The sequence below is a fragment of the Lysinibacillus zambalensis genome (assembly GCF_040183165.1).
In the GTDB taxonomy this organism is placed as follows: domain Bacteria; phylum Bacillota; class Bacilli; order Bacillales_A; family Planococcaceae; genus Lysinibacillus; species Lysinibacillus zambalensis.
In genome coordinates this window covers 101562-113366 of sequence record NZ_JBEGDG010000017.1, presented here as the reverse complement: position 1 = coordinate 113366, position 11805 = coordinate 101562, and the positions used below count along the sequence as shown (strand labels likewise).

The 11805-nt window shown below is 38.3% G+C and carries 15 protein-coding genes; 1 reads left to right on the top strand and 14 read right to left on the bottom strand.

The window, feature by feature from the left end; genetic code table 11:
- The 6 genes from ABNX05_RS19415 to ABNX05_RS19390 all read right to left on the bottom strand — a co-directional run.
- On the bottom strand, positions 1-215 hold a 215-nt coding region (locus ABNX05_RS19415; RefSeq protein ID WP_349661208.1), incomplete at its 3' end, for a hypothetical protein.
- Between the two features lie 142 nt (positions 216-357).
- On the bottom strand, positions 358-1536 hold the full coding sequence (locus ABNX05_RS19410; RefSeq protein WP_349661207.1) for a CCA tRNA nucleotidyltransferase: 1179 nt from the start codon (positions 1534-1536) through the stop codon (positions 358-360).
- Positions 1523-2668, bottom strand: coding sequence for an N-acetyl-alpha-D-glucosaminyl L-malate synthase BshA (gene bshA / locus ABNX05_RS19405; protein ID WP_349661206.1), 1146 nt, complete (start codon positions 2666-2668; stop codon positions 1523-1525). The genes ABNX05_RS19410 and bshA overlap by 14 nt, the downstream gene beginning before the upstream one ends.
- Before the next feature lie 33 nt (positions 2669-2701).
- A complete protein-coding gene (gene mgsA / locus ABNX05_RS19400) occupies positions 2702-3106 on the bottom strand; it encodes a methylglyoxal synthase (RefSeq protein WP_197141460.1) in 405 nt (134 codons plus the stop codon).
- A 19-nt stretch (positions 3107-3125) separates the two neighbouring features.
- Positions 3126-3923, bottom strand: coding sequence for a 4-hydroxy-tetrahydrodipicolinate reductase (gene dapB, locus ABNX05_RS19395; protein ID WP_349661205.1), 798 nt, complete (start codon positions 3921-3923; stop codon positions 3126-3128).
- Entirely contained in the window at positions 3923-4258 is a 336-nt protein-coding gene (locus tag ABNX05_RS19390; RefSeq protein WP_349661204.1) for a nucleotide pyrophosphohydrolase, read from the bottom strand. Before ABNX05_RS19390 ends, dapB begins: the two co-directional genes overlap by 1 nt.
- A 115-nt stretch (positions 4259-4373) precedes the next feature.
- Between ABNX05_RS19390 and ABNX05_RS19385 the strand changes: the two genes are divergently transcribed.
- Complete coding sequence (locus ABNX05_RS19385) at positions 4374-5243, top strand: YitT family protein (protein WP_349661203.1); 870 nt, start codon at positions 4374-4376, stop codon at positions 5241-5243.
- A 123-nt stretch (positions 5244-5366) separates the two neighbouring features.
- On the opposite strand, the gene ABNX05_RS19380 is transcribed toward ABNX05_RS19385, so the two are convergent.
- The 8 genes from ABNX05_RS19380 to ABNX05_RS19345 form a co-directional block, all read right to left on the bottom strand.
- Positions 5367-6041 carry a zinc metallopeptidase gene (locus ABNX05_RS19380; RefSeq protein WP_349661213.1) on the bottom strand — a complete coding sequence of 225 codons (675 nt, stop codon included), beginning with the start codon at positions 6039-6041 and terminating at the stop codon, positions 5367-5369.
- Positions 6042-6101: 60 nt separating this feature from the next.
- The gene (lhaT, locus tag ABNX05_RS19375; protein WP_349661202.1) at positions 6102-6698 is read right to left on the bottom strand and encodes a lipoprotein heptaprenylglyceryl N-acetyltransferase LhaT; all 597 of its coding nucleotides are present in this window, start codon (positions 6696-6698) and stop codon (positions 6102-6104) included.
- Between the two features lie 235 nt (positions 6699-6933).
- Positions 6934-7728 carry a menaquinol-cytochrome c reductase cytochrome b/c subunit gene (locus ABNX05_RS19370; protein ID WP_349661201.1) on the bottom strand — a complete coding sequence of 265 codons (795 nt, stop codon included), beginning with the start codon at positions 7726-7728 and terminating at the stop codon, positions 6934-6936.
- Positions 7729-7770: 42 nt separating this feature from the next.
- A complete protein-coding gene (gene qcrB, locus ABNX05_RS19365; RefSeq protein WP_049666761.1) occupies positions 7771-8445 on the bottom strand; it encodes a menaquinol-cytochrome c reductase cytochrome b subunit in 675 nt (224 codons plus the stop codon).
- 14 nt (positions 8446-8459) lie between these two features.
- Entirely contained in the window at positions 8460-8966 is a 507-nt protein-coding gene (locus ABNX05_RS19360) for a Rieske (2Fe-2S) protein (RefSeq protein ID WP_349661200.1), read from the bottom strand.
- 154 nt (positions 8967-9120) lie between these two features.
- Positions 9121-9570: a DUF2487 family protein gene (locus ABNX05_RS19355; RefSeq protein ID WP_349661199.1), complete on the bottom strand. Its 450-nt coding sequence runs from the start codon at positions 9568-9570 to the stop codon at positions 9121-9123.
- A gap of 164 nt (positions 9571-9734) precedes the next feature.
- Positions 9735-10292 (bottom strand): ReoY family proteolytic degradation factor, encoded by a 558-nt coding sequence (locus ABNX05_RS19350; RefSeq protein WP_079559925.1) that lies wholly within the window; start codon positions 10290-10292, stop codon positions 9735-9737.
- A gap of 14 nt (positions 10293-10306) precedes the next feature.
- The gene (locus ABNX05_RS19345; protein WP_349661198.1) at positions 10307-11575 is read right to left on the bottom strand and encodes a tetratricopeptide repeat protein; all 1269 of its coding nucleotides are present in this window, start codon (positions 11573-11575) and stop codon (positions 10307-10309) included.
- Positions 11576-11805 lie beyond the last annotated feature (230 nt).

Genomic DNA, 11805 nt, shown 5'->3' with positions numbered 1-11805 from the left:
TGTTGCTGTCGCTTCGCTTTCGCACAGTTAAAACATTTGTTGCTGTCGCTTCGCTTTCGCACAGTTAAAACATTTGCCGCTGACGCTTCGCTTTCGCGCAGATAAAAAATTTGCCGCTGACGCTTCGCTTTCGCGCAGATAAAAAATTTGTTGCTGACGCTTCGCTTTCGCGCAAAGCAGAGCTTTCTGGAGTCGCCAGCCTCCACTACAATCAACTTAGTACATCGTATGCGTTTTAACAAATGTCACATTCAACTTTTAAAGATAAGCAAAAAAAGAGCTTAAATTAATAAGGAACCGTCTTATTCTTTTTAAGACGGTTCCTCATCATACAGAAATGATAAAAATCAACGTTTATCATTCTTTTTTGAAATAATCATGTTCTATCCAATTCTTTATGTGCTGTCGGTCATTTTGAAGTTCGCCGTTGACAACCGCTTCAAGCATTTCCTGCAACGCCTCTTTTACCCATGGTCCACCTTTTATTCCAGACCATTTTAATAAATCCGTCCCGTTTACAATAAGCTCTTGCTTGTGTGTAATGGGAAGCTTTTTCTGTATTTCTTGGATACTTTGCTGTGGCATTTGAACGTCAAGCTGTCTCAGCTCCGCAAAATAACAAGCTGCCTCGAGTTCCTGGTGTGTATGCGAAAAGTAATCCATATTCGTCCAGCCATTTTTCAAAGCCTTAAAAGCTGCTAACACAGCTTTTACAAATGCTATCTCTTTATTCGATAAACGATAGTCACCTAGCACTTCTAGCCAATGATCATCCTGTAACATTGAAAAATATGCCCAGCCTAATAGCTTGTCCTGCGTGTTAAATTTACACCAGTCCTCTGCTTGAAAAGTACCACTTAAATAATTCACTAAGCTACTTTCCTCAAGCTTTCTAATACCATTAAAAACATCTTTCCCTACCCATAGCTTATCGAGCTCTGCCTTTTTACGCTCCTTTGCAATCCAAGAAATAGTATTAGCCTTGTCCTGCATTGCTTGCAAGGTCTCTGATTCAATTAGAAAACCTAGTTGTGCTGAAAAACGTACGGCTCGAAGCATTCGTAATGCATCTTCCGAAAAGCGTTTCTGTGCGTCACCTACTGCTCGAATGACACCAGCCTCAATATCTTGGCGCCCCCCGTAAAAATCAACAAATGAGCCATCACGACGCATCGCAATGGCATTCATCGTAAAGTCTCGGCGCTGTAGATCATCTTTTAGCGAACGTACAAATTGCACTTCCTCTGGTCTACGGTGATCCGTATATTCCCCATCTGTGCGATATGTCGTTACCTCCACCGATCCAGCTGGCACGATAACAAGTACCGTCCCATGCTGAATTCCTATATCAACCGTGTGATTAAAGACAGATTTTACTTCGTCTGGCATGGCATTTGTTGCAACATCTACATCATGGGCAGGGCGACCGAGTATGGCATCTCGTACCGCACCACCGACGATTACTGCTTCAAAGCCGGCGTTTTCTAGTTGTTCAATAACTGAATAGGCCGCTTGCCATTCTTTATTGTTTTGCATGATTTCTTTCAGCAACCTTTTCATACAATTTTTCATATTGTTCTACAATTTTTGATGAATGGAATTTTTCATCAACAGCACAAATGGCTGCTTCACGGAAACGTTGTAATTTCTCTTCATCATTCAAGAGGTTCACAGCATATTCTGCCACTGCGTCTGTATCTCCTAATTCCACTATAAAACCGTCCACACCGTGTTCAATGACTTCTGGAATACCGCCTACAGCTGATCCAATACAAGGTACACCACAAGCCATTGCTTCAAGTAAGACTAACCCGAATGATTCTTGCTGTGATAGTAATAATTTAAGGTCACTGATTGCATACAATTCAGCTAAATTCTCTTGTTTACCTAAAAATAGAACATCCTTCATGTAAGGACTTTCCTTTACTTGATCCATTACACGATGCTTTTCAGGGCCATCTCCTACAAGCAACAGCTTTGCCTTCATGTTTGCGCGAATCTTCATAAATGCGTCTATTATATGAGGAAGATTCTTAATTTTACGGAAGTTAGATACGTGAATAATAACTTTTTCGTCTTCTTCAATTCCGAATTGTTCCTTTAGGCTTCCTGAATTGCGCGGGAAGTATTCACGTTCATCAACAAAGTTGTAAATCGTATTAATCGGCTTTACTGTATCGATAAGCTCATAGGTTTGTTGCTTTAATGCTTCTGACACTGTCGTTACGATATCAGATTTGTCAATACCATACTTAATTGCCTGTGAAAGAGTGGAATCCTGCCCAAGCACCGAAATATCTGTACCATGTAGTGTTGTGACAATCCCAATGTCACGACCACTCATTTCACGAGCTAAGACAGCACAGACCGCATGTGGTATTGCATAATGCACATGAAGCACATCTAGCTCTTCATCCTTAATCACGTCCGCCATTTTACTCGCTAATGCTATATCATATGGCGAATATTGAAATACTGAATAATTATTAACTTCTACTTCATGGAAAAAGACGGTTGGATAAATTTTATTCAATCGAAATGGTACGCTTGAGGTGATGAAATGAATCTCGTGTCCTCTCTCTGCAAGCATTTTTCCTAATTCTGTTGCAATAACACCAGAGCCTCCAACAGTTGGATAACAGGTAATGCCAATTTTTAGCTTTTTCATTCGATTATCATCCTTTCTAAATCACGTCTTTTTTTAATCTCGTCTTTCTTGAATCAGTCTCCAATCCACAAAGCCTTCCTGTAGGCCTTTTAGTAATATTTCTGCAGTTCCCATATTTGTAGCCAATGGCACTTGGTAAACATCACAAAGTCGGATCAGTGCAGAAACATCTGGCTCATGTGGTTGTGCTGTTAAAGGATCACGGAAAAAAATGACCATGTCCATATCATTATTGGCAATCATTGCGCCAATTTGTTGATCACCACCGAGTGGTCCAGAACGGAAACGTGTTACCTCTAAGCCTGTAGCTTCAATAACACGCTGTCCTGTTGTCCCTGTAGCAAACAACGTATGCTCATTTAAAATATTACGGTAAGCAATAGCAAACTGTACTAAATTATCTTTTTTGCGATCATGTGCAATTAATGCGATTTTCATAAAGCTTCCATCCCAATCTTTAGATGATGTTTTCTAAACCATATACAAGTTGATCCATTTTCATGACTTCTTCTACGCAAAATGCTACACCAGACATAAAAGAATTACGGTTTAATGAATCATGACGAATTGTTAAAAGCTGTCCGTCTCCACCAAATAACACTTGTTGGTGTGCCACTAAACCTGGTAAACGAACAGAATGAAGGCGCATGCCGTCCAATTCTGCCCCTCTTGCACCCTCAAGTGTTTCTTTTTCCTCTGGATGTCCTTGCATTTTTTGTGCCCGCACCTCTTGAATCATTTGTGCTGTTTTAACAGCTGTTCCAGATGGTGCATCTAACTTTTGATCGTGGTGCATTTCAATAATTTCAACATCTGGTAAATATTTTGCCGCTTCCTTAGCAAACTTCATCATAAGGATTGCCCCTATCGCAAAGTTCGGAGCAATAATGCAGCCAAGCTCTTTTTCTTTAGCCATTGCTGATAATTCCACTAGTTGTTCATCTGTAAAGCCCGTTGTACCAATCACAGGGCGTACATTTAAATGCAAGGCTTCTTTAGTATGTTTATATACTGCATGCGGGTTTGTTAAATCAACTAATACATCTGGTGCAGTTGCCTCTACAAGCTCTGACATATCTGTAAAGATTGGAGCAGTATAACTTGTTGGAAACATCTCCAAATCAGCTAATGTTTTTCCTACTTCCTTATAATCTAGTACAGCTACTAATTCCATTTTGTCATGCTTCATGACCGTATGTACAGCCTCAGCCCCCATCTTCCCCCTAGGTCCTGCAATAGCTACACGAATTGACATTATTCTTCATCCTTTCTAGTCCAGCGATCTTTATCCCTTGTTTCAAATTTATGTATAACGCGTAAAAGTGCTTCATCTAATTTAATGCCTTGTGCATTTGCAAAGCAAACTAAGACAAAGAAAAAGTCACCTAATTCTTCTTCAATGCTGTTAGCATCCTCTGTACTCTTTTTCTTCTTTTGCCCGTAAACGTCCTGTACCTCGCGAGACAATTCACCAAGTTCCTCAGTTAGACGAGCCAATAACTCAAATGGTGGGAAATAACCTTCCTTAAATTGTCCTATATAATCATCCACACGCTGCTGTAAAGCTTGCATTGTTACTTTTTCAGTCATTTAAATCACACTCCTACTTACCATCGTATAAAATTTACACCATTGTTGTCAAAAACAATAAAATGTCAGATAATAGATAGCACAACTTCAATTGTTTGGGACTACAGGAGGTCATATGCTAAAACAGATCAAAGTCATCAATATCATCGCAATAATGCTCGGAGCTGCAATTTTTAGCTTCGGCTTCGTCCACTTCAACATGCAAAATCAACTTGGTGAAGGTGGCCTAAGTGGGATTACACTCATACTTTATTTTACACTAGGCTGGGACCCTGCCTTCATGAATTTACTATTAAACATTCCTATGTTTATTATTGGCTATCGTTTACTTGGGAAAAAATCATTTATTTATACGCTCGTTGGAACTTTATCTGTTTCAGTTTTCCTAAAAATTTTCCAAAAGTATCAATTTACTATTCATTTAGAGGATGATTTACTACTTGTTGCACTTTTTGCAGGGGTTTTTGTTGGACTAGGACTCGGGATCGTCTTTCGCTTCGGTGGTACAACTGGCGGTGTAGATATTTTAGCTCGCCTTGGGCATAAATATTTTGGCTGGAGTATGGGTAAAACGATGTTCATCTTTGACGCAATTGTCATTACACTGTCATGGATAACGTTTTTAGATGCACGCTCTATGATGTATACCCTTGTCGCGGTATTTGTTGGCGCGCGCGTTATTGATTTTGTTCAAGAAGGAGCATATGCAGCACGTGGAGCACTTATTATATCTGAAAAATCTAGCGCCATTGCTGACATGATTGCATTACGAATGGAACGCGGCATTACTATACTTGAAGGCCATGGCCATTTTACGAAGCAACAAAAAGAAGTTATTTATTGTGTCATTGGTCGCAATGAAGTTGTACGTTTAAAATCTATTGTTTATGACGTCGATCCTCACGCTTTCGTATCAATAATAGAAGTACGAGATGTGGCAGGAGAAGGCTTCACGCTCGACGACCAAAAACAACCACTCCATTAAAATGAACATTTGCCTGCTCTCTCGAATAAAAACATTCGTTGAGGTAGGCATTTTTTTACATATTACAGTTTGACGGATTAAAAAACTTGCTATAGTGAAATACCACTACAACAAGTTCTTTAATTAGTCGTCACTTCGCATATTTGTAAAGATTAATACTAAACGTAATAATTCTAATACAGCTACTGCTGCTGCGGCAACATATGTTAATGCTGCAGCGCTTAACACTTTACGCGCTGGACGCTCTTCTTCATTTGTAATAATACCTAGGGAATTCATTTGTACTAACGCACGCTTCGATGCATCAAACTCTACTGGCAATGTTACTAATTGGAAAACCACACCTGCTGCCAATAATACGATACCTAAAAGTAACATATTTGTACTACTTGCAAAAATACCAATCATAACAAATATCCAAGACATATTTGATGAAATATTTGCAACCGGCACTAGCTTACTACGTAATGTTAGCATTGAATAAGCTTCTTTATGCTGGATGGCATGGCCAACTTCGTGGGCAGCAACTGCAGCTCCAGCAATGCTTGCTTCGTAGAAGTTACTTTCCGATAAAGCAACCGTTTTTGTCGCCGGATTATAATGATCAGATAACACACCTTGTGTTGGAACAACTCGTACATCATATAAGCCGTTTGCATCTAAAATCGTACGCGCTATCTCTGCACCGGTTTGTCCCTTCATTGTACGTTCTTTTGCAAACTTATTATACGTGCCCTTTACTTTCATCTGTGCGTAAAGCGGCAGTAGCATTATTATTGCAAAATAAACAATATACATGGTTGTTGACAATTTTCTAACCCCTTTCTATCTCTATACTATAATTCTATAATCAATTACCTAATTCGGCAAATATTTGCGCCATCTAATTGAGAAAATCGCTAAAAAAATGCATGCGACCGATAACCAAAAAGTAAAATAGCCAATATAGCTTGTGTAATCAACTAAATCACGGTACATCGGCATTTGGCCAAATACATAATCAATCACATCATTATGCAATGTCCATACGGCTGCTACGGCAATATGCCAATATGAAAAAACATATTTACCAATGTATAGAACTGCTTGGAAGGCCATCATAAAATGCGAGCCTACAAGCATCCAGCCTTGCCAACCAATAGATCCAGTTTCAATCAACGTCCAAATATTCATCACATCAGCCCAAATTCCATACTTTACTAATGTTATCAGTGCTAGTACTTCCATTAGAGGCCATTTCTTCCCCATAATCCAAGCTAACAATACAAAGCAAAAGAATAAGCTGGCTGTCGGACTATCCGGAACAAAAATATAAAAAATTGGTTCCGTTATAGCAAGCTGCCACCCGTACCAATAATAACCGTAAATAGTTCCTAATAGATTGATAATAAGTAAAAGTATTAAAAATGACTTATGTGTAAGGAGATACCAGACGTTTGCACGTGTAATTTGCATAATTAAAACTCCTTTTTCTTCTGTCTTTACTAAGATGCCTTTTTTATCTGTTATTATGTATTAAATAATCTTTAATTAGCCACGTTCTTTCAATGTTGAATACTGGCATTATGTATATCCTAACAAATATTATTGTCTCAATAATATATTGTACGGGAACTTTTTTGAAGCTGTAACAGTCACAATATTAGACTAGAAAAAAAGAGCCAGTTTCCTGACTCTTTTAAAACAAAGCTTATTCCTTAGCCTTTAAGCTCGCAATAAATTCAGCTAATTGCTTCGCTTCTTCATCTGTACCAGCGAAAGCACCAGCTGGCATATTGCCACGACCGTTGTGGATAATCTCTTCTACTTCTTCAGCTGTTAGTTTATTACCAACTAATGCTGGAGCAGCTGGACCACCTTTTAAGTCAGCAGCATGACAACCGATACAAGTTTTAGCTTGTTCACCAGTGTCACCGTTCCAAATTGCAAATCCTGGTAGAGATTCATCAATATCAACCTCAACCTCTTCTACAATTGCACCCATAGCTTTTTGAGCTTCCCAGTCATGGTTAACAACTGACTCCCAAGTTAAGTAGAACATAGCAGCCAATGTCAATAACATAAACGCAGTTGGTAATGGGCGTTTAGATGGACGACGTTCTGGACTTTTATCTAAAAATGGCATTAATAATAGCGCTCCAAATGCAAGACCTGGAATTACAATTGCTCCAATAACGTTATATGGACCTGAAGCATATGAGTATTTTAATAATTGATACATGAATAAGAAGTACCAGTCCGGTAATGGCACGTATGCTCTTGTTGGATCAGCTGGTCCTTCAAGAGGTGATGGATGTGCAACTGTTAATAGTAAATAAGCTATTAAAAATACAGCACCAACCATCCATTCTTTTAGTAAGAAGTTCGGCCAGAAAGCTTCCGTCTTACCTGGATATTCGGAATAATCCTTTGGAACGTTCGGCATTTTGTGATTCGCTTTAATACGAGAATCACCAACAAATTTCATTCCTTTTCCGCGATGCATTATGTCCCCTCCTTTAAAAAATCATCGAACCGTCAAGAACTATTACAACGGCCCTGAAATTCCTTGACGACGAATCATGATAAAGTGTGCTGCAAGTAACCCAAACAATACTGCAGGTAAGAAGAATACATGAATCGCAAAGAATCGTGTTAACGTTTGAGCACCAAGAATAGTTGAGTCACCCGCTAATAAGATTTTAATCCATTCACCGATAAACGGTACAGATGCAGCAATTTCGATACCTACTTTTGTAGCGAATAATGCTTTCATATCCCATGGTAATAAGTATCCTGTAAAACCAAGACCCATCATTACACCAAAAATACCTACACCAACCATCCAGTTTAATTCACGAGGTTTCTTATAAGAACCTGTGAAGAATACACGAAGTGTATGTAAGAACATCATTACGATTACTAATGAAGCTCCCCAGTGGTGCATACCGCGTACGATTTCACCAAATGCTACTTCGTTTTGTAAATAATAAACTGATTTCCATGCATTCACTACGTCTGGTACGTAATACATTGTTAAAAACATACCTGATAGTATTTGAATTACCGTGATGAAGAAAGTTAATCCACCGAAACAGTAAACGAATGCTGAAAAATGATGTGCAGGGTTCACGTGCTCTGGCACTTCGTGGTCGGCAATATCACGCCAAATAGGTGTAATATCTAAGCGTTCATCGACCCAATCATAAATTTTATTTAGCACTGTTTTGTACCCCCTTACTTAACTAGAGTATTTGCTTTAGTTGGACCAAGCAATAAGTAACCATCTTCTTCTTTAACTTCATATTCATCCAACGGACCTGTTGGTGGTGTTCCTGGTACGTTTTTACCATTCTTCTCGTAACGTCCAGCATGACAAGGACAGAAGAATTGATCTGGGTGTGCAGAATCTTCTCCCCAGTTCACCATACAACCTAAGTGCTTACAAACAGGAGATAACGCAACGATTTGATCGCCTTCTTTGAAAACCCATGCTACGTTTGTTACTTCTGATTTGTACCATGCATCAACTTGTTCAAATTTTAAGTCAACTTTAATAGGTTCTTTAGTAATATCAGCGATTTTATGCTCTGTCTTTATAAAGTCCCCACCAGTATGTTTTTGTAGTACTGGGTCAATTGCAAAACGAAGCATCGGCATCAGCATACCTGCCGCCATAAAGCCACCTACACCAGTTAGTGTATAGCTTAGGAATTGACGACGTGAAACTCGATTATTACTCATTTTTTTCCCCCCTCTAACTTAAAGGTCAGTCCAACGGACATTCTTTTACAAATAGTAATACTAGGACATATCTATGATATATCAACTCCATAGCTTGGTCAATATAGCATTCTGTGGAAAGCTGGAGAATGTGAACATTTATTGAAACAAATTGTTAAATCTGTGCCCATTTGGTCGAAAGCATCGGAATAACTTGTCGCAATTGATCTTCAAGAATAGAGTTTTTCACACCTTTATCCATACTTTCTAACGGAATCGCTGGTAGCCAAACAACATTTACTTCCTCTCCAATATTTGTCCAAAAATGGTCACAAGTAATGAAGAACACATGCTTAAAACCAGCATTATGTAATTGTGTCTCTAATTGCTTCGGCATATCTTCACTTTTTAATGTTGCACTATACGAAAATGGTGGCATCAGTAATAGACGGCCTTTAAACTGTTGTTCAATAAAAGATGTAAGCGATAACAAAAAATCTGCCTCTGTACCACTCTGTTTCATTTTTTCAGGAGATAAATCGACGGTTACGAGTGGAACAATTGCTGTATCGATAAATTCCTTCTGTGCCATAAACGATGTCACATCGCTTGCATTAAAATACATCTAACAAACCTCCTCATGTTACATATAACGTAATTGCGTTATGAAAATAAAAAAATGCCCTTCTCCACTCTTCAATAGGATATCCAATAAAAAGTGAAAACAATCATTCACTTGTTATGTTATCATATTGAGGTAGATAAAGGACATTCAATTTTTGCCTATAACTAATGTAAATTAGCTGTTTCCTTTAGAGCTTGTAACAAATTAGACAATTCATAAAACCGCTCTTCATCTCCTTGATCGAGAGCTTCATCAATTTGTGCGAGTAATTTTTCTTCTTGGAATACGAGTAAGCTGTTGGAAAGCAGCTCTTCTGCCAGTAAGCGATCTTTTTCACTGACAATTAGTGCTTCCGGCATATAAGGGTTTTCTTCAAGAACTGCTAAGTATTGTGCACTTGGAGGTACATTAGGAAAATTCAATTGTATATACATATCTTCATGTTCATGTAAGCGTAAATCATGAAAAGATTTCTCAGCATCTGCTGTCATTACATTACCTTTGTAGAAACGAAATGGCACACCTGTTGAGTCAACTGTTGACATTACCATTGCTCTAGGGCAATAATGAGCTTCTTCAACAAATCGAATTCGTTTTAATAACTCATCGTTGCTTAATAAGTAATTCAAAATCCATACACACTCACGACGTTTCAATTGATAATTCTTTAAAAACCATCTAACAAATGCTTTTTTATCGACAACTGATACAGAAGCAGTCATACCCACTCCCTCCTTTACTCAAATTCTAAGGTTTCTAACTTCTCTTGCCACTCTAGTTCACCAGGTTGAATAGTTATTAATTGGCCAAGTACTTCTTTTGCTTCTGAACGCTTTCCTTCTTCTAATAAGAAATAAACATATTTTTCTAAAAATGCTGCGTCTTCCTTAAAATCATTATATGCCAAACGGTAAAATTCGTATGCACGGTCGTACAATTCTAAATTTTCATATGCAACCGCAGCAAATGGGTATAATGTGCTCCATTCAAAATCATTTTTTTGCAACTCTTCAAATAATTCTATTACATCCTCATGACGCTCTTGCTGTGCCAACACAGAGATTAATGCCAATACCGCCTCCATGTATTCAGGATCTAAGGCAATAGCTTCACGTAGATGTTGTTCACCCTCATCTGGCAAACCAATTTTTAAAGCCATTTTACCTGCAAATAAATATAAGGACTTATCATATTCATCACGCTTTAATCCTTCTAGAATGGCAGCATAAGCTTTTTTATTGTCCTCCGTCATGGCATAGCTTTCAGCAAGCAATAAATAGGCAGAAAAATAATCAGGATCTAATTCTTTTAATTCTTCTAATTGTTTAATGGCCATCTCATATTTTTGTGATTGAAAGGCCGAATATGCAGCTCCAAATAAAACATCTGGCTTTATTTCATCGTCAAGTGCTTTTAAATAGTAATCTAAAGCCGTTTCATAGGCAGCTCCAGCACGATACACTTCAGCAAGTCTTTCAACAAGACTTATCCCTGCAAATTCAACTTGTTGTTCATATAATTCTTCATATAGTCTCGCAGCCTCTAAAAAACGACCCGTTTCAAATAAAAGCTCCGCTTTAGCAAATTGTAATAATGGCTCGTCTGGTAATATAGATAGGGCCTCATTAATACGCATTTCTGCTACTTCGAATAATCCTTGCATTTGATAATAATCCGCTAATACTAATAATGCTTGGGGATATTCTGGAGATGTCTCCTCTATTTCTAATAAAAAATCTAGCGCTTCATCTTCAGCGCCAAGCTCCATTAAGACGTTTGCACGATCAATTTTCAACTGTGCCTCTTCTGGGAATAAAAATTGTAAATGCTCCAGTACACGGTCAGCTTCCTTCATATACCCATACTGCATAAACATTTCTGCTAGCGTATAAATTTCCTCAGGTAGCTCCTTCGTTAAAAATGATTCAAGTAGCTGTTCAATTAATGCTAAGTCTCCTTGTTCAAGTGCTTGCATCATTTCAGTCATCGCATTGTTCACAGTCATTCACCTATTCTTTCATTTATATCTTTATGCTACAAAACATTTTCTTTCGAAACAAGAAAAAACTCCCCAAAAGACTTGGAGAGTCAGGATTAATTTCGCATTGGCGTAATTTTGTCCAGATTTTGAATTGTGCCCAGGTCTGCACACGATGGCCGACACGATGTCTGCCATTTCGGTATTGGCACAGAACGTGGCATGCTTAAGACTGAGTTCCTACATTTCAGTAGGCG

What these genes read in the sequence shown, in the direction of transcription:
- dapB (WP_349661205.1), bottom strand. Translation starts at nt 3,923, where the DNA reads ATGTCAATTCGTGTAGCTATTGCAGGACCTAGGGGGAAGATGGGGGCT.
- ABNX05_RS19380 (WP_349661213.1), bottom strand. Translation starts at nt 6,041, where the DNA reads ATGTATATTGTTTATTTTGCAATAATAATGCTACTGCCGCTTTACGCA.
- ABNX05_RS19410 (WP_349661207.1), bottom strand. Translation starts at nt 1,536, where the DNA reads ATGCAAAACAATAAAGAATGGCAAGCGGCCTATTCAGTTATTGAACAA.
- ABNX05_RS19345 (WP_349661198.1), bottom strand. Translation starts at nt 11,575, where the DNA reads ATGACTGTGAACAATGCGATGACTGAAATGATGCAAGCACTTGAACAA.
- mgsA (WP_197141460.1), bottom strand. Translation starts at nt 3,106, where the DNA reads ATGAAAATCGCATTAATTGCACATGATCGCAAAAAAGATAATTTAGTA.
- bshA (WP_349661206.1), bottom strand. Translation starts at nt 2,668, where the DNA reads ATGAAAAAGCTAAAAATTGGCATTACCTGTTATCCAACTGTTGGAGGC.
- ABNX05_RS19390 (WP_349661204.1), bottom strand. Translation starts at nt 4,258, where the DNA reads ATGACTGAAAAAGTAACAATGCAAGCTTTACAGCAGCGTGTGGATGAT.
- ABNX05_RS19350 (WP_079559925.1), bottom strand. Translation starts at nt 10,292, where the DNA reads ATGACTGCTTCTGTATCAGTTGTCGATAAAAAAGCATTTGTTAGATGG.
- lhaT (WP_349661202.1), bottom strand. Translation starts at nt 6,698, where the DNA reads ATGCAAATTACACGTGCAAACGTCTGGTATCTCCTTACACATAAGTCA.
- ABNX05_RS19385 (WP_349661203.1), top strand. Translation starts at nt 4,374, where the DNA reads ATGCTAAAACAGATCAAAGTCATCAATATCATCGCAATAATGCTCGGA.
- ABNX05_RS19370 (WP_349661201.1), bottom strand. Translation starts at nt 7,728, where the DNA reads ATGCATCGCGGAAAAGGAATGAAATTTGTTGGTGATTCTCGTATTAAA.
- ABNX05_RS19355 (WP_349661199.1), bottom strand. Translation starts at nt 9,570, where the DNA reads ATGTATTTTAATGCAAGCGATGTGACATCGTTTATGGCACAGAAGGAA.
- ABNX05_RS19360 (WP_349661200.1), bottom strand. Translation starts at nt 8,966, where the DNA reads ATGAGTAATAATCGAGTTTCACGTCGTCAATTCCTAAGCTATACACTA.